Annotated in this window: 19 protein-coding genes and 5 tRNA genes; 16 read left to right on the top strand and 8 right to left on the bottom strand. The window is 60.6% G+C overall.

Features of this window, described 5'->3' with window-relative positions; translation table 11 throughout:
* Window positions 1-120 precede the first annotated feature (120 nt).
* Complete coding sequence (locus HMPREF2807_RS05485; RefSeq protein WP_070511028.1) at window positions 121-1182, bottom strand: CAF17-like 4Fe-4S cluster assembly/insertion protein YgfZ; 1062 nt, start codon at window positions 1180-1182, stop codon at window positions 121-123.
* 30 nt (window positions 1183-1212) lie between these two features.
* Here HMPREF2807_RS05485 and HMPREF2807_RS05480 point away from each other — a divergent pair, with 30 nt between their 5' ends.
* Window positions 1213-2100 carry an aminodeoxychorismate lyase gene (locus tag HMPREF2807_RS05480; RefSeq protein WP_070511025.1) on the top strand — a complete coding sequence of 296 codons (888 nt, stop codon included), beginning with the start codon at window positions 1213-1215 and terminating at the stop codon, window positions 2098-2100.
* Window positions 2101-2130: 30 nt separating this feature from the next.
* On the opposite strand, the gene HMPREF2807_RS05475 is transcribed toward HMPREF2807_RS05480, so the two are convergent.
* Entirely contained in the window at window positions 2131-2805 is a 675-nt protein-coding gene (locus HMPREF2807_RS05475) for a heme-binding beta-barrel domain-containing protein (RefSeq protein WP_046649306.1), read from the bottom strand.
* Between the two features lie 63 nt (window positions 2806-2868).
* Between HMPREF2807_RS05475 and HMPREF2807_RS05470 the strand changes: the two genes are divergently transcribed.
* Window positions 2869-3909, top strand: a complete 1041-nt coding sequence (locus tag HMPREF2807_RS05470; protein WP_070511023.1) for a diacylglycerol/lipid kinase family protein — start codon at window positions 2869-2871, stop codon at window positions 3907-3909.
* On the opposite strand, the gene HMPREF2807_RS05465 is transcribed toward HMPREF2807_RS05470, so the two are convergent.
* Window positions 3906-4742 carry an LmeA family phospholipid-binding protein gene (locus HMPREF2807_RS05465; protein WP_046649304.1) on the bottom strand — a complete coding sequence of 279 codons (837 nt, stop codon included), beginning with the start codon at window positions 4740-4742 and terminating at the stop codon, window positions 3906-3908. The two genes, HMPREF2807_RS05470 and HMPREF2807_RS05465, sit on opposite strands and share 4 nt — an antisense overlap.
* A 33-nt stretch (window positions 4743-4775) precedes the next feature.
* Between HMPREF2807_RS05465 and mshD the strand changes: the two genes are divergently transcribed.
* From mshD to pstB, 5 genes are all read left to right on the top strand, one after another.
* Complete coding sequence (mshD, locus tag HMPREF2807_RS05460) at window positions 4776-5690, top strand: mycothiol synthase (protein WP_070511021.1); 915 nt, start codon at window positions 4776-4778, stop codon at window positions 5688-5690.
* 173 nt (window positions 5691-5863) lie between these two features.
* Window positions 5864-6973, top strand: a complete 1110-nt coding sequence (gene pstS / locus HMPREF2807_RS05455) for a phosphate ABC transporter substrate-binding protein PstS (protein ID WP_070511019.1) — start codon at window positions 5864-5866, stop codon at window positions 6971-6973.
* 143 nt (window positions 6974-7116) lie between these two features.
* Window positions 7117-8166, top strand: a complete 1050-nt coding sequence (pstC, locus tag HMPREF2807_RS05450; RefSeq protein WP_070511017.1) for a phosphate ABC transporter permease subunit PstC — start codon at window positions 7117-7119, stop codon at window positions 8164-8166.
* A 13-nt stretch (window positions 8167-8179) separates the two neighbouring features.
* Window positions 8180-9097, top strand: a complete 918-nt coding sequence (pstA, locus tag HMPREF2807_RS05445; protein ID WP_070511015.1) for a phosphate ABC transporter permease PstA — start codon at window positions 8180-8182, stop codon at window positions 9095-9097.
* Window positions 9098-9138: 41 nt separating this feature from the next.
* Window positions 9139-9912, top strand: a complete 774-nt coding sequence (pstB, locus tag HMPREF2807_RS05440; RefSeq protein WP_046649300.1) for a phosphate ABC transporter ATP-binding protein PstB — start codon at window positions 9139-9141, stop codon at window positions 9910-9912.
* A 116-nt stretch (window positions 9913-10028) separates the two neighbouring features.
* Here the strand turns inward: pstB and phoU are convergent, their stop codons facing one another.
* Both phoU and dusB read right to left on the bottom strand, forming a co-directional pair.
* The gene (gene phoU, locus HMPREF2807_RS05435) at window positions 10029-10757 is read right to left on the bottom strand and encodes a phosphate signaling complex protein PhoU (RefSeq protein WP_049157153.1); all 729 of its coding nucleotides are present in this window, start codon (window positions 10755-10757) and stop codon (window positions 10029-10031) included.
* A gap of 68 nt (window positions 10758-10825) precedes the next feature.
* On the bottom strand, window positions 10826-11971 hold the full coding sequence (gene dusB / locus HMPREF2807_RS05430) for a tRNA dihydrouridine synthase DusB (RefSeq protein ID WP_046649299.1): 1146 nt from the start codon (window positions 11969-11971) through the stop codon (window positions 10826-10828).
* A 176-nt stretch (window positions 11972-12147) separates the two neighbouring features.
* Between dusB and HMPREF2807_RS05425 the strand changes: the two genes are divergently transcribed.
* Window positions 12148-13650: an acetyl-CoA hydrolase/transferase family protein gene (locus HMPREF2807_RS05425; protein WP_046649298.1), complete on the top strand. Its 1503-nt coding sequence runs from the start codon at window positions 12148-12150 to the stop codon at window positions 13648-13650.
* A gap of 90 nt (window positions 13651-13740) precedes the next feature.
* Window positions 13741-13813 (top strand) — tRNA-Lys (locus tag HMPREF2807_RS05420).
* Window positions 13814-13880: 67 nt separating this feature from the next.
* On the opposite strand, the gene HMPREF2807_RS05415 is transcribed toward HMPREF2807_RS05420, so the two are convergent.
* Window positions 13881-14213, bottom strand: a complete 333-nt coding sequence (locus HMPREF2807_RS05415; protein ID WP_046649297.1) for a metal-sensitive transcriptional regulator — start codon at window positions 14211-14213, stop codon at window positions 13881-13883.
* Between the two features lie 83 nt (window positions 14214-14296).
* On the opposite strand from HMPREF2807_RS05415, the gene HMPREF2807_RS05410 reads away from it, so the two are divergent.
* From HMPREF2807_RS05410 to HMPREF2807_RS05390, 5 genes are all read left to right on the top strand, one after another.
* A tRNA-Glu gene (locus tag HMPREF2807_RS05410) sits at window positions 14297-14372 on the top strand.
* A gap of 34 nt (window positions 14373-14406) precedes the next feature.
* Window positions 14407-14483: transfer RNA gene (locus HMPREF2807_RS05405), tRNA-Asp, on the top strand.
* Window positions 14484-14717: 234 nt separating this feature from the next.
* Window positions 14718-14791 (top strand) — tRNA-Asp (locus HMPREF2807_RS05400).
* 20 nt (window positions 14792-14811) lie between these two features.
* A tRNA-Phe gene (locus tag HMPREF2807_RS05395) sits at window positions 14812-14884 on the top strand.
* Between the two features lie 98 nt (window positions 14885-14982).
* Entirely contained in the window at window positions 14983-15276 is a 294-nt protein-coding gene (locus HMPREF2807_RS05390) for a GNAT family N-acetyltransferase (protein WP_049157635.1), read from the top strand.
* Window positions 15277-15294: 18 nt separating this feature from the next.
* Here HMPREF2807_RS05390 and epsC read toward each other — a convergent pair whose 3' ends face one another.
* Window positions 15295-15858, bottom strand: a complete 564-nt coding sequence (gene epsC / locus HMPREF2807_RS05385; RefSeq protein WP_118779504.1) for a serine O-acetyltransferase EpsC — start codon at window positions 15856-15858, stop codon at window positions 15295-15297.
* Between the two features lie 114 nt (window positions 15859-15972).
* Window positions 15973-16911, bottom strand: a complete 939-nt coding sequence (gene cysK / locus HMPREF2807_RS05380) for a cysteine synthase A (protein ID WP_175973585.1) — start codon at window positions 16909-16911, stop codon at window positions 15973-15975.
* A 253-nt stretch (window positions 16912-17164) separates the two neighbouring features.
* On the opposite strand from cysK, the gene ramA reads away from it, so the two are divergent.
* Together ramA and murA are read left to right on the top strand one after the other, a co-directional pair.
* Window positions 17165-18004, top strand: a complete 840-nt coding sequence (ramA, locus tag HMPREF2807_RS05375) for an acetate metabolism transcriptional regulator RamA (RefSeq protein ID WP_046649294.1) — start codon at window positions 17165-17167, stop codon at window positions 18002-18004.
* A gap of 21 nt (window positions 18005-18025) precedes the next feature.
* Window positions 18026-19294 carry a UDP-N-acetylglucosamine 1-carboxyvinyltransferase gene (gene murA, locus HMPREF2807_RS05370; RefSeq protein WP_046649321.1) on the top strand — a complete coding sequence of 423 codons (1269 nt, stop codon included), beginning with the start codon at window positions 18026-18028 and terminating at the stop codon, window positions 19292-19294.
* Window positions 19295-19377: the final 83 nt, after the last annotated feature.

Genomic DNA, 19377 nt, shown 5'->3' with positions numbered 1-19377 from the left:
TATGTGTATGTTCCTGTAAGACACCATAGCCTGTGTGACGAAAAAATTCCGAACTACCCCCTAGCGGTGTGCTGAAAAGTGCTCCACCCTGCGGCAAATAGTCCATTGTGTAATGTGCCACTATTTTCCGCGCAGGCGATCCACAGCGGCACGGCCGGCCTTCGGGCCTTCATCGGCAGGGATGGAATCCGGCTCGATCGATGCTGCTACCGGACCAATGGCCAGCTCTCCATGGTCGAGGGCGCTGCGCTTTACTAGACCAAGCGCGATGGGGCCATACTCACAGTCCTCCACCACGGTGCCGAGCCTGCCCACGCGACGCCCGCCCGACGTGATGTCCGCTCCGCTCTTCGGTTGCTCCGGGGCGGAGCCGTCGAGGTAGAGCAGCACCAATAAACGGGGAGAGCGCCCAAGGTTTTCTACGCGCGCGACGGTCTCCTGCCCGCGGTAGCAGCCCTTGTCCAAGTGAACGAACGCGGGCTGCTCCTCGCTGCGCCGGATCCAATGCGGAACCTCGTGGGCGATAGTCTTTGCATCGAGATCTGCGGCTAGTTCGGGCTCGCGTGCCCGCACGCGCTCGGCGGTAAAAGCCATGAGCCCCGCTAAGCTTCCGCCCTGGGCCTCCAACTCTTGCACCGCTGCGTCTAGTTTGTCCCGCGGCACGAGGAAGTCCTGGCGCGGGTAGCCCGGCCAGTGCACGGGCCTCTCCACCAGGGCCGTAGAAGGTTTGTCCAGCGCTTGACCGAGGACGCTGATGACCGCCACGTCTACTTCCTCTACGGTGACCTGGGACCAGAACACCATGGCGGTGAGGAAATCTCGCAAAGACTCGAACTGCGCCGCCGGCACATCGAGGTAGAAGGTTTTCCCGTCGAAAGATAGATCCATGTGGTGCAGGACGTGGCCCTGAATATTGAGGTCAAGGGCACCTGCGGAAAAGCCGGCGTCCACGTCATCGAGCTTTTGACTCAGGAGGTTATTCAGGAAGGCTCGGGCATCGGGCCCAGAAACCGCGATGACGCGGCGATGGGAGCGGTCGATGACGGCTGAACCTGTTTCCACCGCGCGCTGCTCGACGAGGGGGTTGCCGTAGTGCCAGGGGACCCCGGAGACATCGACGAGCGTGGTGCCCTGGAACTCAGCGGCTCCGGGCCGGGAAAGAAGTGGCGAAGAGTAACTCACGCCCTCCGATGGTAGGGCATAATCGGGGCTATGAGCCTTCAGCGCAGAAAAGAGCCGGTCATCTACGTCGTGGAGCCGTTTGGGGGATCGGTGCGGCGCCACATGCCGAACCTACCGTTGGTCTACTGGGATGATGCCGCGGTCACGCGCGGAGACGGGATTTTTGAATCCCTTCTAGTGCGTGATGGCAAGGCGGCGAACCTTCACCGCCACGCGGAGCGCTTCCGACACTCCGCCCAGGCTCTGAATTTGCCGGAGCCGCCGATGCACAAGTGGGAGGAAGCCACCGCGCTGGCTATCGCCGATTTTTATGGCCCCGCCGGCGCGGGGGACACGGGTGAATCGCCGCTCGAAGCCAAGTGCACGTGGACCTATACCCGCGGCCGGGCCTCCACCGGGGTGCCCACGGCCTGGGTCGCGGTTCAGGAAATCCCGGAGGATGTGGTGGCGCAGCGTGCGAAGGGCGTCAAGGTCATGAGTACGCCGCGATTGTGGCAGGTGGCGGAGGAGCTGCCGGCCAAGACGTTGAACTATGCGGCAACCATGGCCACACTGCGGCTGGCCCGCGAGCGCGGATTTGATGATGTGATCTTTACCGACCCCGACACGGGGCAGGTCTTGGAGGGGGCTACCTCAACCGTGGTGGCGGTTAAGGGAACCAAGCTGCGCACCCCCGCGGGTAAGGGGATACTCCCCGGAACCACGCAGGCCGCGCTGTTTGAATACGCCTCAGAACAGGGATATCGCTGCAAGGCGAAGGAGCTCAACCTGAGCTACCTCGAGGAGGCTGACTCGGTGTGGCTGGTCTCCTCGGTGCGCACAGCGGTGCGGGTGACGCGCCTCGATGACACGAAGCTCAAGGCGCCGGCGAACGCAGAAGAAATACGCGCGCTGATCGACGTCGCCCTGGCCCGCTAGATTCCCTTATGCGGCTAGCTCGCCTGCTAGCTAGCCTGCCACACGGGTGAGCTCGGCGGACATGAAGGGGCGCATCTCGCCGTCGACAAGCCGCTCATCGACCCAGCCCAAGTTGTTGTTCGGCATCAGGCCGTACATGCGCTTGCCGGGGCCGAGGTTGGCGGGGCCTGTCTCCGTCACCATGGTGGAGGCGGACTCCAGCTGCCAAGCGCGCTCGTTGAACAGGGAGCCGTAGAAGATCTCGTTGACACCATTGGAGGAGGTGTAGGTCATCTCAATCTCGTCCTTGAGAGAGATGCGCCAGAATCCGGATTCGCGCACGTCCGGGCCCGCCGGGTTGCCCTCGGAATCGATCTTCCAGGTGCGGGAGGTGTAGGTCAGGTAGTTCTCACCGTCGTGGGCGATGATGAGCTGCTGGCCAAAGGCGTACTGCTCGCCGTCGGCGCTGTGGGCCTGGCCTTCGCCCTGCCACACGCCGACGAGGGGGAGAAGCCCCAAGAGTCCATCGTGCAGCGACGGACCCTGACGCAGGTTTGCCGTCTCATCGGGCAAAGGATTCTCTGCTACATCAACGGTGGGGATGTTGCGGGAGGCAGCATCCTTCCATGCTTCCGCGGCTTGGTTGACGGCTGCGTTGCCATCAATCTTGCCGTTCTCCGGCTGGGTGTTTTCCGGGTGATTCTCATTATTCGTCTGTTCGCTCATGCTGCCCCAGCGTAGTCGTGGGGGCGCCGCGGAAACCACTAGGCTCCAGTAGTCTAGGGGGTCATGCGCGCATTGCTGATCTCAAACCCGAACTCCACGAGCCAGAATTCGGCCCTTTTCCGTGAGGTTCTGCCCGTCATTCGGGACGTGGAGGGGCTGCAGCTGCTTGCTCGCTTTACGCATTATCCGGGGCACGCGGAGGATATAGTGCGGGGCATGACCAGGGAAGACTTCGATGTCATCTTGGTTTTCGGGGGAGATGGCACGGTGAACGAAATTGTGAACGGGCTGTCGGGCCCCGCAGATTCCGCGGAACGTCCCAGCCCCCAGGACATTCCGGCTCTCGCGGTGATTCCCACGGGCTCCGCCAACGTCTTCGTCCGCGCCCTCGGCTTCCCCAATACTCCAGTCGAGGCAGCACACGTGCTGGCTCGGATGCTGGAACGCAATACGCGCCGCACCGTGTCCTTGGGGGTGTGGAATGACCGGTGGTTCGCGGTCAACGCTGGTTTCGGATTGGATGCCGACGTGCTCGCTCGCGTGGACCGTGCTCGGGAAATGGGCTTTGCAGCTACCCCGTTGCGCTATTTGGCCGTGGCCTTTCAGGCCTATCAGCGCGCCCGCATTCGCCCACCGCGCATTAGCGTGCGTGCGCGCTCCGGCTCGGGAGACACCTTCTCGGCTGATGACGTGCCCGTCATGTTCACCTCGAATACCAACCCGTGGACCTTCCTCGGACCGCTGCCGGTGGTGACGAATCCGCGCAACTCTTTCGACCAAGGCCTTGGCCTCTTCGGGGTGTCAGACCTCGGTGGCATTGATGGTCTTGTGGGCGTGCTCCACCTCTTTGGCGTGGATCACCGCCACTGGCTGAATAAGGTCACGGATGCCCGAACGCTGCACTTTGAGGATGCCGTCGAGGTGGATTTGGTGTGCCCGAAGCCGCACCGCTTCCAGGCAGACGGAGAGTCGGAGGGAACCTTCACGGAGGTGCATCTGGAATCGGAGGCGGACGCGTTGGAAGTCTTCGCTCCTACCGATCCGGCCCCGCCCATACACCGCAACGTCCGCAGGATCCTGCGCGACCTCGTTCGCATCAACTAGTTTTGGCGCCAACTCGGCGGCGTCGTCGGTGCGCTGCCTACTTCGTTGGCGGTGTCCTGTGCCTTTTGCGCTGCATCCTCGACGGCCTTTTCCTCCGATCCATCGATTTCGAGAGGGGAGAGCTGCGCCGTCTTCAAAGTGATGTTGCGGCGCTGCACCTCGAACGTAATGGAACCGCCGTGCAGCTTCACGGAGGTGGCCTGGGCAGGCAACGGTAGTTGACGGGTATCCAAGACCAACCCGAATGCTTTCTTGAGGCGCTCATCATCGGTCCCGTAGACGCTCATGCGAAATTCCGGCCCAACGAGGCGCAACGTTACCGTCGCCGTGGACTTGGTGGTGTCTCCCGGCAGCGTGCCGGTGAGCTCCGCTTCGGCAGACGGGCCGCCGGTGGGGGACATGTCATCTGGGTTGGCGATGGATAGGTCCGTAATGCCCAGCAGGCGGCCGAGGGCTACTCCGTCGATGCTAATGCTGCGCGTGTAAGTGGAGACCGGTGCACCTTCTAGGTCCCCGCTGAAGAGCTGTTCGGGACGAATGGTGATATCGCGCAGCGTCGTGGAGGCGTTGACCATCCCGAGCTTGGGCACCTCCACGTCGGAGGAGTTGACCTCGAGGTAAGGAACCTCTTTGGTCAGAGCGCCGAGGGTAAAAGGAACGCCGCCGATATACACATTGGGGCTATTTTCCAGCTGGGAACTGGCTTTCGCCTTCTGTGCCACGGTGTGCTCGGCATGCATCGCCACCGCGGAATCCGCCAGCCATGCGGTCAGAACCACTCCCGCGACGGCGGCGAGTCGGACGACGGGGCGGCTGAGGTAGATGACGGTCACCCTTCTATTACTACCGCACGTAAGCTGGGAAACATGAATATTGGGACCCTTACCCTGCCGCAGAATCCGGATTTGGCACAGCGCGTGGAGGAGCTGGCCACACGCGCCGAAACGCACGATGGTTATGCGCCGTTCTCCGAGCAGTTTGTGGTCGGCCTGCGAGATGGTCGCCTTGGGCACCGCCACCTGCTCGCACTTGAAGACGGTGAGATAACAGGTGTGGCTGCCGTCGAAGGGCAGACGGTAGAGCTCGTCGTCGACGTCGAACACCGCGGGCGCGGGGTGGGGCAGGCGCTTGTCGACGCCCTCCCAACCTCCCCCCAGATCTGGGCTCATGGCAACCTCCCGGCCGCCCAGGCGCTGGCGAAGCGCAATGGGATGGACGTCGTCAGGCGCCTGCTCGTCATGGCGATTGAGGGACGGGACCTACGCGCGGCGGAGGAAGCGTCCGCAAAGGTCGAAGGCCTAGAGATCTGCACGTACACGGAGTCGGTCGAGCGTTTCGGGCGCGAGTACGTCGAGGCGGAGTGGTTACGAGCCAACAACGAGGCTTTTTCCTGGCACCCAGAGCAAGGTGGGTGGGACCTGGAGCGTTTACACCGCGGGATGGAAGCCGAATGGTTCGATCCGGCCGACGTGCTCTTCCTGTGGGATTCGCACGGTGGTGAGCACAGTGCCCCAACCATGGCCGGCTTTCACTGGCTGAAATGGCATGAGGAGGACATCCCAGCCTTCGGTGAGGTCTATGTTGTGGGGCTGAGCGAGGACTATCGCGGGCGCGGGCTCGGCGGCCCGTTGCTCACCGCTGGCTTGCAGCGCATGGTCGCTAAAGGAGCGGACAAGGTCATCTTGTACGTCGAGGCGGACAATGAGCCGGCAGTAAAGGCCTATGAGAAGCTCGGCTTTGGTACTGCGGAGGAGCACTGCGTCTGGGCGAAAAGTGACTAGTCTCACCGCCTTTTGGTACAAGTTAACCGATTGTTCACCTCTTGATCCCTGTGGGGTTAACCCTCCGCATATAGCTTTACTTCCCGTGAGTTAATCGCGCTTGCCTTTGGAGAGGGTTGGGGGCGATTTCCTCGAAAAATCATTCTCTTGTATCCGTACCGGAAAGGTTCCCCGTGATTCGCAACTTCAAGCGCACTGCCGCTATCTTCGGCATCGTCGCCGCCACCTCCACCGCTCTCGTTGCCTGCTCCGAGTCCAACGAGTCTGATTCCGCCGATGGCGGCTCCGACTCCGTAGAGGTCTCCGGTGACCTCTCTGGTGAGGGCGCTTCCTCCCAGAAGTCCGCAATGTCTGTCTTCGAGAAGGCCTTCCTGAACGAGCATCCGGATGCTAACTTCTCCTACACCTCCTCCGGTTCCGGCGCTGGTGTGAAGGCTTTCAACGGTGGCACCGTTGACTTCGCTGGTTCCGACTCCGCCCTGAAGGAGGACAAGGGTGAGGTTGAGGCTGCTAAGGAGCGTTGCGATGGCAACGATGCATGGCACCTGCCGACCACCATCGGCCCGGTTGCTATCGCCTACAACCTGGGTGACACCGAGGTCAACCTCTCCACCGACACCCTGGCTAAGATTTTCAAGGGCGAGATCACCAAGTGGAATGATGACGCCATCAAGGCTGAGAACGAGGGCACCGACCTGCCGGACAAGAACATCACCGTTATCTTCCGCTCTGATGAGTCCGGTACCTCCGACAACTTCCAGAAGTTCCTGACCGCCGCTACTGGCAACTGGGACAGCGAGGGCAAGCAGTTCCCAGATGCTGTTGGTGAGGGCGCTAACGGTTCCTCCGGTGTGGCTGACCAGGTCGCTTCCATCGAGGGTGCTATCACCTACGTTGAGGCTGGCTACGCTCACCAGAAGGAAGCCGATGGCGTCAAGATTGCCAAGATTGACTTCGGCAACGGCCCGGTTGAGCTCAACGCTGAGTCCGTCGGCGTTGCTCTGGACCACCTTGCTTTCAAGGAGACCGCCTCCGAGCACGACATGGTCGTTGACTCCGACAAGCTCTTCGCTTCCAACGACGAGGGTGCATACCCGCTCATCCTGACCACCTACAACATCGTCTGCTCCGCTGGCTACGATGAGGAGACCTCCGCTCTGGTGAAGGCTTTCTTCAACACCGTCCTGGATAACCAGAACGACGAGCTGGAGAACGCCGGCTTCATCCCGGTTGCTGGTGACCACCTCGAGCGCCTGAAGGCAGCTGTCGACGCTATCCAGTAAGCGCCGCTGACTGCGGGCCTTAGTTCCGTAGTTGCCGTTTACATACACACTTCCGCCCCCAATCCGCCGTTAACGAGCGCTTTGGGGGCGGTAGCGTGTCCCGCATTTTTCATTGATCCCGTTGAAAAGGATTCCCTAGTCTCATGGCAGACAATAATCTCACCACAGCGTCATCCACGAGGGAGGATGCCGTTTCGGCGATCCGTCCCAGCGCGCATGCATCCACCGCTGATGCTGCCCCTACTCCGGCCGTTAAAACGGGTGTCAAGCGCCCGGGCGATCGTGTCTTTGAATTCCTGTCCACTGCGTCCGCCACGCTAATCACGGTGATGATCGCTGCCATCGCAGTCTTCCTTGTGTGGCAAGCGGTCCCTTCCCTTGCCGTCAACGAGGGCGGCATCGTAGGTTTCTTCACCTACGGTGAGCGTTGGGAAACCACCGATACCGACGCAATGAAGTTCGGTATTCCGACCATGTTCGGCCACACCGTGCTGATTTCCATCGTGGCACTCATCATCGCGATGCCGGTGGCACTCGGTATTGCTATCTTCTTGTCCAACTACGCGCCGGCCAAGCTAGTGAAGCCGCTGGCCTTCCTCGTTGACATGCTCGCTGCCGTGCCGTCCATCGTGTACGGCCTGTGGGGCTGGCAGGTTCTCGGCCCCGCATTGTCCGGCTTCTACACGTGGCTGCACTCCTGGGCAGGTGGCTTCTTCCTGTTCAAGGTCTACGACAACTCCCCGCACTTTGCGACGGGCCGCAACGTCCTCACCGGTGGCATCGTTCTGGCAGTGATGATCCTGCCGATCATCGCCGCCACCGCCCGCGAGGTCTTCGTGCAGACCCCTCCGGGCCAGATCGAGTCTGCCTTGGCACTCGGCGCCACCCGCTGGGAAGTTATTCGTATGACGGTCCTTCCCTTCGGTATGTCCGGCTATATTGCCGGCTCGATGCTGGGCCTGGGTCGCGCGCTGGGTGAGACCATGGCGCTGTACATGGTTGTCTCCCCGTTGGTCGACTTCCGCTTCTCGCTGTTCGATGGCGGTACCACCTTCGCCACCGCCATTGCCTTGGCGGCCGCAGAGTTCGGTAATGAGATGCGTGCCGGCGCCTACATCGCTGCAGGCCTCATGCTGTTCCTTCTGACCTTCGTGGTCAACGCAATTGCCCGTTCCATCGTGAAGAGCAAGTAAGGAGGGAACAGAGATGACTACGACTACAACCTCTAACTCTGTCCCGGCTTCTTCCGGCCCGACCTTCCTGGATATTTCCTCGAGCCGCAAGACCACCAACAACATCGCCACCGTTCTCGTGTGGGCGACGATGATCATCGCCATGATCCCGCTGCTGTGGGTCCTCTTCGAGCTCATCGTTCGCGGTTCCGGTGCTGTCCTGAGCCCCGAGTGGTGGACCGAATCCCAGCGCGGCATCCTGGATACTGAAGCCGGCGGTGGTGCACTGCACGCCATCATCGGTACGTTCGTTCAGACCATCATCGCGACCGTTATTTCGGTTCCGATTGGTATCTTTACCGCGATTTACCTTGTGGAGTACTCCCGCGGTGGCCCCCTGAGCCGCCTCACCACCTTCATGGTGGACATTCTGTCCGGTGTGCCCTCCATCGTGGCCGCACTGTTCATCTTCGCCATGTGGATTACGCTGTTCGGCTTCAAGCGCTCCGGTATGGCTGTGGCGCTGTCCTTGGTACTCCTGATGATTCCGATTGTGGTCCGCAATACGGAGGAGATGCTCCGTGTGGTCCCCATGGACCTGCGTGAGGCTTCCTATGCCCTCGGTGTACCGAAGTGGAAGACCATCGCCCGCATCGTTCTGCCGACCGCTCTCTCCGGCATCGTCACCGGCATCATGCTCGCCGTGGCCCGCATCATGGGTGAGTCCGCGCCGGTGCTGGTGTTGGTGGGCTCTACGTCCTCCATCAACTGGGATGCCCTCAAGGGCGCGCAGTCCTCGCTGCCACTGATGATGCTGGATATGTACAAGTCCGGTGCTGATCCGGCTGTCTTGGACAAGCTGTGGGGCGCCGCCCTCACGTTGGTTGTCCTCATCGCGATTCTCAATATCGGCGCGCGCATCGTTTCGGCGAAGTTCTCCGTCAAGAAGTAACCGTATTCACTTTCCACCTACCCCCAATAGGAGCACTACTCATGTCCAAGCTTGAGCTCAACGACGTGAACATCTACTACGGTGACTTCCACGCCGTACAGAATGTCAACATGCAAATTCCGGCGAAGGCCGTCACCGCCTTCATCGGCCCCTCCGGCTGCGGTAAGTCCACCGTTCTGCGCACCCTCAACCGTATGCACGAGGTCATCCCCGGCGCCTACGTCAAGGGTGAGATCCTCTTGGATGGACAGAACATCTACGGCTCCAAGGTTGACCCGGTGTCTGTCCGCAACACCATCGGCATGGTATTCCAGAAGGCCAACCCGTTCCCGACCATGTCCATCGAGGACAACGTTGTCGCCGGCCTGAAGCTGTCCGGTGAGAAGAACAAGAAGAAGCTCAAGGAAGTCGCCGAGAAGTCCCTGCGCGGCGCTAACCTCTGGGACGAGGTGAAGGACCGTCTGGATAAGCCGGGCGGCGGCTTGTCGGGTGGTCAGCAGCAGCGCCTGTGCATCGCCCGTGCGATTGCCGTGGAGCCGGAGGTTCTCCTCATGGATGAGCCGTGCTCGGCGCTGGACCCGATTTCCACCCTGGCTGTTGAGGACCTCATCCACGAGCTGAAGGAAAACTTCACCATCGTTATCGTGACCCACAACATGCAGCAGGCAGCCCGCGTGTCCGATAAGACTGGTTTCTTCTCTCTAGAGGCCACCGGCAAGCCGGGCCACCTCGTCGAGTTCGATGACACCACCAAGATCTTCGAAAACCCGTCCAAGAAGGACACCGAGGATTACATCTCTGGCCGCTTCGGCTAAATGCCACTAGTGCCCAAAGCCGGCGCCCTCTCTCACCTGTTTAAGGTCTAGGAGAGGCGCCGGCTTTCTTGTGCTTCGGATCGAGCCGGGTGGATCACCCACGCCCACACGCCTGCCTAGTTGCGGAATTGGCGCTCGAGCTCCGCCATGCGGGCTTCCATCTCGGCGTCGCGCTGCTCCTGGTCGCGCTTGCGCATATAGCGATCCGGGTCCAAGCCCGTGGCCAGGTAGATGATGCGCCCGGCAGCGGCGGCACAATGATCTGCGAATCGCTCGTAGTAGCGTGACAGCTGCGAAGTCTCCACGGCTTGGCGCACCGTTCCCTTCCACTCCCGCTGGGTCAGCATGCGCAGCAGGTGATGGTTGATGTCATCCACGGCATCGTCATCTTCGGTCAGGCGCAGCGCGAGCTCCGGATCGCGGGTGATGAGGATGTCTTTGAGCCCTGCAGACATGTCGAGGACGAGGCGGGTGTACTCCTCGAAATAGCCCATGATTTCTGCCGGTACAACCGGCTCTGGGTGGCGGCGACGCGCGCTCGTTGCAATGTGCTGGGATAGGCGGCCCATGCGGTAGAAATCTTCCACAATATAGATGGAGGAGATCACTTGGCGTAGGTCCTTGGCCATAGGGTTCTCCAAGGCCAGAAGGGACACCGCACGGTCTTCACAGCGCGTGCGGACCTCATCCAGTTCATCGCGCAGCGACACGGCCTCCTCAGCTGGTTGCAGGGAAGCCTCGATTAATGCCTGGGAGGCAAGAGTCATCAACCTATGGACGGTCGTGCTCATGATGATCAGATCATGGGCAAAGTTATCCAACTGTTCACGGTAAGCTGCGCGCATGCCACGTACTTTAGCCCAACTATTGGTCTAGTGCCTGTCGGGCAACACGATCAAGGCAGGTTCTGCTCCTAGCCTCCGGAGTGCATGATCTCCGCGCCTTCCGGAACCGTGGCATCTTCCGGATCATCGAGCCACCCTTCGGGCAGGACCACCTTGGCGGGTGAACCCTGGCGGCCGCGGGCGCCATCGGCGTCGTCGGCAAGCGCGGGCGAGTCCGCCCACGGCGCCAATAGCTCGCGCAGATCCTCCAAGGAATTGACGCGAGAAAGCCCCGCGCGTACCTGGCCGCCCACCGGAAAGCCTCGGAGGTACCACCCAATATGCTTGCGAATATCGCGGCTGGCCTGGCGCTCGCCTTCGTGCTGTGTCAGCAGTTCGGCGTGGCGAATCATAATCTGCGTGACTTCCCCCAAAGTGGGCTCCGGCGGCACCGGCTCACCCCGCAGGTGGGCGGAGAGCTCCGCGAAGAGCCAGGGGCGGCCCAAACAGCCGCGGCCTACGACGACGCCGTCGCATCCCGTTTGCTCCATCATGTCGTGCGCATCGGTTGCCTTGAAGATATCGCCGTTACCCAAGACGGGAATGCCAGTATCCGCTAGGTGTTCCTTGAGGCGGGCAATCTCTCCCCAGTCGGCGTGGCCGGAGTAGCGTTGGGCCGCCGTGCGACCGTGGAGAGCGACGGCCGCGGCACCCTCAGCAACGGCGATCCGGCCGGCGTCGAGGTGCGTTTTGTGCTCGTCATCGATGCCGACGCGCATCTTGACGGTGACTGGAATGTCCGTGCCCTCCGTGGCTTTGACGGCCGCAGCGACAATGTTGCCAAACAAACGGCGCTTATAGGGCAGGGCAGAACCACCGCCGCGGCGCGTGACCTTGGGAACCGGGCAGCCGAAGTTCATGTCGATGTGGTCTGCGAGGTTCTCGTCCACGATCATCTTGGCCGCCTTGTACGTGTACTCCGGATCGACGGTGTACAGCTGCAGTGAGCGCGGCTGTTCTTCGGGGGCAAACGTGGTCATGTGCAAGGTCTTTGGGTTGCGCTCAACGAGGGCGCGTGCGGTGACCATTTCACACACGTAGAGGCCGGAGACGGTTCCGGTCTTCGCTATCTCTTGCTCGCGGCACAGCACGCGAAAGGCCACGTTGGTCACGCCCGCCATAGGGGCGAGGACAACGGGGGAGTTGAGCTGGATGTTTCCGATAGCAAGAGTCACGCCGCCAATTGTGCGCGGAACAAGCCTAGGGTGGCAAATTCTGATGAAAAAAGTGAGGGGTGCACACGGTTTGGGGCAGAGTGCGGTAAATTCGCCACCGATTCGCTAGTGTGGTGCATGTAACTAATAGGAAAGGACCGTAACCTAGGTCTTTTCTGCACATAAAAGGAGGACTCATGTCTGAGAGAATTGCATACGCGCCGTTTGAGAAGCTCGTTATGAGCGCTGACGAGGCAGCTAAGTTCGTCAATCACGGTGACCGTGTGGGAATCTCCGGCTTCACTGGTGCTGGCTACCCCAAGGCCCTGCCTACCGCCATCGCGGAAAAGGCAAAGGCGGCTCACGAGGCGGGTGAAGAGTTCAAGATTGACGTCTTCTCCGGCGCTTCGACTGCCCCGGACTGCGACGGCGTGCTGGCTGAGGCTAACGCCATCCGCTTCCGCTCCCCGTACAATTCCGACCCAGTTCTGCGTGGACGCTTCAACGACGGCTCCGCGCTGTACCAGGACATCCACCTTTCGCACTCCGGTCAGCAGGTAGAGGAGGGCTTCTACGGTGACTTCCAGGTAGCCATTATTGAGGCCGTGCGTATCGACGAGAACGGAAACATCGTTCCGTCCTCGGCCGTGGGCAACAACCTCGAATACATTGAGGCCGCCGACAAGATCATCATCGAGGTGAATGAGTGGCAGTCCCTCAACCTTGAGGGCATGCACGATATCTACCGGATTGAGAAGCTGCCGAACCGTCAGCCCATTCCGATCACCAAGCCGGCCGACCGTGTTGGCACCACCTACATTGAGATCCCAGAAGAGAAGGTCGTGGCAGTGGTCAAGACCGACGCTCCGGACCGCAACGCACCGTTCAAGGCTCCGGATGAGGTCTCCGAGAAGATTGCTGCGAACTTCATCGAGTTCCTCGAGGGCGAGGTCGCTGCTGGCCGCCTTGAGTACGACAAGTTCATCATGCAGTCCGGTGTGGGCAACGTCCCGAACGCTGTGATGGCCGGCCTGCTGGACTCCAAGTTTGAAAACATTCAGGCGTACACCGAGGTTATCCAGGACGGCATGCTCGATTTGATCGACGCCGGCAAGATGACCGTCGCCTCCGCTACCTCCTTCGCTCTGTCCCCGGAGTACGCGGACAAGATGAACGCTGAGGCTGAGCGCTACGCCAAGCACATCATCCTGCGCCCACAGCAGGTGTCCAACCACCCGGAGGTTATTCGCCGCGTTGGCTTGATCTCCTCCAACGGCATGATTGAGGGCGACATTTACGGCAACATCAACTCCACCAACGTCTCCGGTTCCCGCATCATGAACGGTACCGGTGGCTCCGGTGACTTCACCCGTAATGCTTACATCTCCACCTTCGTCTCCCCGTCGGTGGCCAAGGATGGCGCAATCTCCGCCATCGTGCCGTTCGTGTCCCACACCGACCACACCGAGCACGACACCATGGTCATCATCACCGAGTACGGTGTGGCGGACCTGCGTGGTCTCGCTCCGAAGGAGCGCGTGGAGAAGGTTATCGCCGTGGCGCACCCGGACTACCGCCCGCTGCTTGAGGAATACTACGAGCGTGCCAAGGCTAATAAGTTCCAGCACACCCCGCACGATCTGAAGACCGCCTTTGACTTCCAGGTGAACTTCATGGAGAAGGGTGACATGCGCGGTTAATCGCTCATGCCGCTCGGTCGTGGCCCTTACCGCTGGAGGTGAGGGCCATTTCCTTTTCCTTAGTGTCACCTACTAAGATGGATGGGCGTTGGGCCTTTAGCTCAGTTGGTAGAGCTACGGACTTTTAATCCGCAGGTCGCGGGTTCGAGCCCCGCAGGGCCCACAGAAAGAGCCGCCTTCGGGCGGCTCTTTTGCGTTGTAGGGTGGCCCACTCAGCAGGCTTTGCTCCTCTAGCTCTTCACGAGCTTCCGGATGGCCCGCATGGCCTCCTCTAGCTTCTCTGTGGCTACTTGCCCGTCCTCGGCGGCGGCTCCTGCCACGCAGTGCTCTATGTGGTCTTCTAGCAGCGCTAGGGAGACGTTCTCGAGCGCTGAGGTGACCGCGGAGATCTGCGTGATGATGTCGATGCAATATTGGTCTTCCGCAATCATGCGGTGGATGCCTCTGGTTTGGCCCTCGATGCGCTTGAGACGCGCTAAGTATTTTGCCTTTTGCTCGCTATCGGAGTTGTAGCCGTGAACGCCGGGCTCGTGGCAGGAGCAAGTATCGCGCTGGTCAGCCATGGTTTTCCGCCTTTCTGCCGGGGCGATTTGGTTAAGTAGGGATGTCTCCAGTATATTTTTACAAAGTTGCCTCAAGGCAACGGGCCCCCATCGTCTAGCGGCCTAGGACACCGCCCTTTCACGGCGGCGGCACGGGTTCGAATCCCGTTGGGGGTACCAACACTAACGTGTTGGTACATAAGTCAATATGTATGGCCCTGTGGCGCAGTTGGTTAGCGCGCCGCCCTGTCACGGCGGAGGTCGCGGGTTCAAGTCCCGTCAGGGTCGCCATACCAAGCCTCGGAGCGGTGTTTGTAGAAACACGCTTCGAGGCTTGAATTGTTTTGCTTGTCATAGCCCACTCAAGGCGGGGTCGGGACCGATAGGTCTAGGTGCTGTGTGGCAGTCACGTGGACGATACTTCTTTACTCCTAAAAACCGTAGATGACATGCTGATTTGGTGTGTTTCTCAAGCTTTGTGTAGAGTACTTATTCGTGCCCAGCGCACAAGAGATAATTGAAAATGGCCCTGTGGCGCAGTTGGTTAGCGCGCCGCCCTGTCACGGCGGAGGTCGCGGGTTCAAGTCCCGTCAGGGTCGCCGAAGTCCTTGTGGCTTCTGGCCAGATAGCTCAGTCGGTAGAGCACACGCCTGAAAAGTGTGGGGTCGCCAGTTCGATCCTGGCTCTGGCCACAAGAAAGCCCCCTCCAGTACTGGAGGGGGCTCTTTTGTTTCCTTGTTCCCCCGGAGTTGCTCTAGTGGTCTGCTGCTTTTTGGTTTAATGGGGCACCATGACTACTTCAGTTGCGCACCAAACCGATCGATCCCGCTTCGTCATCACCGTCGATGGCGAGGAAGCAGGCTTCGCTGAATACAGTGACTCCGCCACCACGCGCGAATTTACGCACACGGAAATTTTTGAGTCTTTTCAAGGCCAAGGCCTGTCCAAGCCTCTGATCAAGGCGGCGTTGGATGATGACTCGACGATAGCCCGCCAAGTCATCCCAACGTGCAGCGCCGTGGCGCGGTTTATTGAGAAGAACCCTGAATACCAGCGTCTGACTAACCGTGAGGGCAACCTCTAAATACGGAGTCGGCCGCCCTTAGATGTAGAAGTCTGGGTCCACCAGCTTGATGCGCTCATCCTTCTTGCGAGGACGGTTCTTAGCGGGAATACCCGTAGCGGTGTGATGAGGGGGTACATCCTTCGTCACCACCGCATTGGCGCCCACTGCGGAGCCCTCACCGATAGTGATGGGGCCCAGCACCTTGGCGCCGGCGCCGATGGTCACGTTGTCCCCGATCGTTGGGTGGCGCTTTGTCTGCGTGAGAACCTGGCCGCCGAGCGTGACACCGTGGTAAAGCATAACGCCATCGCCGATCTCGGCAGTCTCACCAATGACGATTCCCATTCCGTGGTCAATGAAGAAGCGCCGACCAATTGTGGCGCCGGGGTGGATCTCAATTCCGGTGAAGAAGCGGTTCACCTGGGCCAAGATGCGTGCCGGCCCGCGCCAGCCACGCTTCCACATGCGGTGGGCAATGCGGTGCGCCCAAATAGCGTGGAGGCCGGAGTAGACCACGGCGTTCTCGACGTCGCCGCGCGCGGCCGGATCATGCTCGCGCGCGTTGGCGAGGTCTTCACGAATCATCTTCAAGATGTGCATGCAAACCATCCTATCTAGAAAGAAAAAGCGCCCCCTAGCACAGAGGGCGCTTTTATTCGGGGTGCTCACCGCAGTGCGCTTTGCGACGCCCCGCGGAAAGCCACGCTGGGAACTCTAAGCCTCGCGGATGTCCTCGAAGAGGATGGTGGAGACATAACGCTCACCAAAGTCCGGGGCGACAACCACGATGGTCTTGCCCTTGAACTCTTCGCGTGCAGCCAGCTTGAGAGCAGCGGAGACGTTGGCACCGGAGGAAATGCCGACGAGCAGGCCCTCCTCGGTGGCCAGCTTGCGGGCAGTGGAGACAGATTCCTCGGTGGTGGCGGTGAGAACCTCGTTGAGGATCTCGCGGTCCAGAACCTCCGGGACGAAGTTAGCGCCGATGCCCTGGATCTTGTGCGGGCCTGCCTTGCCCTCGGACAGGACGGGGGAGTCGGAGGGCTCTACAGCTACCAAGTAGGTATCCGGGTTCTGGGAGCGCAGGTAGCGACCAACGCCGGTGACGGTGCCGCCGGTGCCGACGCCGGCTACGAAAGCATCAACCTTGCCCTCGGCGTCCTCCCAGATCTCGGGGCCGGTGGTTGCCTCGTGGATCTTCGGGTTTGCTTCATTAGCGAACTGGGAAGCCAGGATCGCGTTGGGGGTTTCGGCAATAATTTCGTTGGCCTTCTCTACGGCACCCTTCATTCCGGCAGCGCCCGGGGTCAACACGATCTCAGCGCCATAAGCGCGCAGCAGCACCTTGCGCTCGTTAGACATGGTCTCCGGCATGGTCAGGATGACCTTGTAACCCTGGGCTGCGCCGACAAGCGCCAAGCCAATACCGGTGTTGCCGGAGGTGGCTTCAACGATGGTGCCGCCCGGCTTCAGCTCGCCGGCTTCTACGGCGGTGTCGACAATCGCCTTGGCGATGCGGTCCTTGACGGAATTTGCGGGGTTGAAGGACTCAACCTTCACGAGCACCTCGGCGCCGAGGCCCTCGGTCAAACGGTTGAGGCGGACCAGCGGGGTTCCGCCGATGGTTTCTAGAATGTTGTCGTATACAGCCACGATGTGGACTCCTTGTAAATAACTTCCGATGTACAGCAGACACCTTACACCCCGCTACTAGACAAAGTAGTATATAAAGTCTGAACAGAGCATTCGGGCATGGTATGTGGGATTTGGGGTGACGGAGTAGGGCGCGGTGCGATTTAGAATTACCCCCGTCGGACGGTTATACTTCGCAAATAGTGTTCACCTACCCCCGTTTCAGGCGGGGAATGTGGGTGCACCTGCTGGTTACCCCCGAGTAAGAGAGAGCCTCATGGAGCCGCACCGACTCAAGGATGATGACGAAGCCGTACGCGCAGCGCTATCGTCGCTGAAGACCGCAACGGGAATTCCCGTTACGATGTACGGAACCTTGCTGCCGGATAATCGTTTGCAGATTACCCACTGGGTAGGTCTGCGCACCCCGGCCTTGCAGAACTTGGTGATTGACGCGAATGTGGGCGTCGGCGGGCGCGTTGTCAGCACTCGCCGCGCTGTAGGTGTATCCGATTACACCCGCGCCACGACGATCAGCCACGAGAACGACCGTTACATCCAGGATGAGGGACTGCACTCCATCGTGGCGGTGCCGGTGACTGTGCAGCGTGAGATCCGCGGCGTTCTTTATGTTGGTGTTCATTCGCCGGTCCGCTTGGGTGACAAGGTCATCGAGGAGGTCACCATGACCGCCCGCTGCCTCGAGCAGGATTTAGCGGTTAATTCCGCACTGCGCCGCGCCGATGGGGGCAAGGGCGGCGCCGCTCGCGGGCACGTGATGAACGGCGCCGAATGGGAGCAGGTGCGCTCGACGCACTCCAAGCTGCGGATGCTGGCTAACCGCGTCAACGATGAGGACCTCCGCAAGGAATTGGAAGCCCTCTGCGACCAGATGGTCTCCCCGGTGCGCGTGAAGCAGACCACCAAGTTGTCTGCGCGCGAGCTCGATGTTTTGTCTTGCGTGGCGTTGGGGCACACCAACGTTGAGGCGGCAGAGGAAATGGGCATCGGAGCCGAAACGGTGAAGTCTTATCTGCGTTCTGTCATGCGCAAACTGGGGGCCCACACCCGCTATGAAGCGGTCAATGCGGCCCGTCGTATCGGCGCGCTGCCCTGATTGTAGGTAAGTTGGGTGGGCGTGAAAGACCAATTTATTGTCTCCGGTGGGGCGCGCCTGCAGGGCACCGTCAAGGTGGACGGTGCCAAAAACAGTGTGCTGAAGCTGATGGCTGCGGCACTGTTGGCGGAGGGCACGACCACGCTGACCAACTGTCCTGAAATTCTTGATGTTCCCCTGATGCGCAAGGTCCTCGAAGGTCTCGGGTGCTCAGTGGAGATCGATGGCCACACAGTGCGCATCACCACTCCGGCCGAGCTGCACTCCAACGCGGACTTCGACGCCGTGCGGCAGTTCCGCGCGTCCGTGTGCGTGCTAGGTCCGCTGACGGCGCGGTGCGGTCACGCCAAGGTGGCTTTGCCGGGTGGAGATGCCATTGGCTCCCGCCCCTTGGACATGCACCAGTCCGGACTCGAAAAAATGGGTGCGAGCACGCGTATTGAGCACGGTGCCGTCGTAGCGGAGGTTGACCACCTGCACGGCGCAAGCATCAAGCTCGATTTCCCCTCTGTGGGCGCCACAGAGAATATTCTTACCGCTGCCGTGCTTGCCGACGGCGAAACTCAGCTCCACAACGCCGCCCGCGAACCGGAAATCGTCGATCTGTGCCTGATGCTTAAGGAAATGGGTGCTGACATCACTGGTGAAGGTACGTCCACCATCACGATTCGCGGTGTGGACAAGCTTCAGCCGACGGAACACGAGGTCATCGGTGACCGCATCGTGGCCGGGACGTGGGCCTATGCCGCAGTCATGACGCGCGGAGATATTACGGTGGGCGGCATCGCTCCCAAGCACCTGCACCTGCCTTTGGAAAAGCTCAAGTCGGCCGGTGCCGATATTGAGGACTATGTCAACGGCTTCCGCGTGCGTATGGATGGGCGCCCCACCGCCGTGGACTACCAAACGCTGCCTTACCCAGGCTTTCCAACGGATCTTCAGCCCATCGCTATTGGACTGTCCGCGGTTGCGGAAGGTACTTCCATCATTACGGAGAACGTGTTCGAGTCCCGTTTCCGATTCGTCGATGAGATGTTGCGCCTCGGCGCCGACGCTCAGGTGGATGGCCACCATGTTGTCATCCGCGGCCAGGAGCGGTTGTCTTCAACGCATGTCTGGAGCTCCGACATTCGCGCGGGCGCCGGTTTGGTGCTCTCTGCGCTCTGTGCAGATGAGACGACTACCGTCCACGATGTTTTCCACATCGATCGCGGATATCCCAACTTTGTAGAGAACCTGCAAACGCTGGGGGCGACCATCGAGCGCACTCAGGAGGAAGAGCTCTACTAGGCAGCAGTGCTTGGCGACGTCCCCATGTAACACACCGTTTCGGTGAACTACCTGGGGATTTGTTGTTTGTTGGGGGTGTGCGT

The sequence above is a fragment of the Corynebacterium sp. HMSC074A09 genome, from assembly GCF_001811545.1.
Lineage (GTDB): Bacteria > Actinomycetota > Actinomycetes > Mycobacteriales > Mycobacteriaceae > Corynebacterium > Corynebacterium hiratae.
Note: the sequence above shows the minus strand (reverse complement) of the source record. Positions and strands in the feature narration are given on the sequence as shown.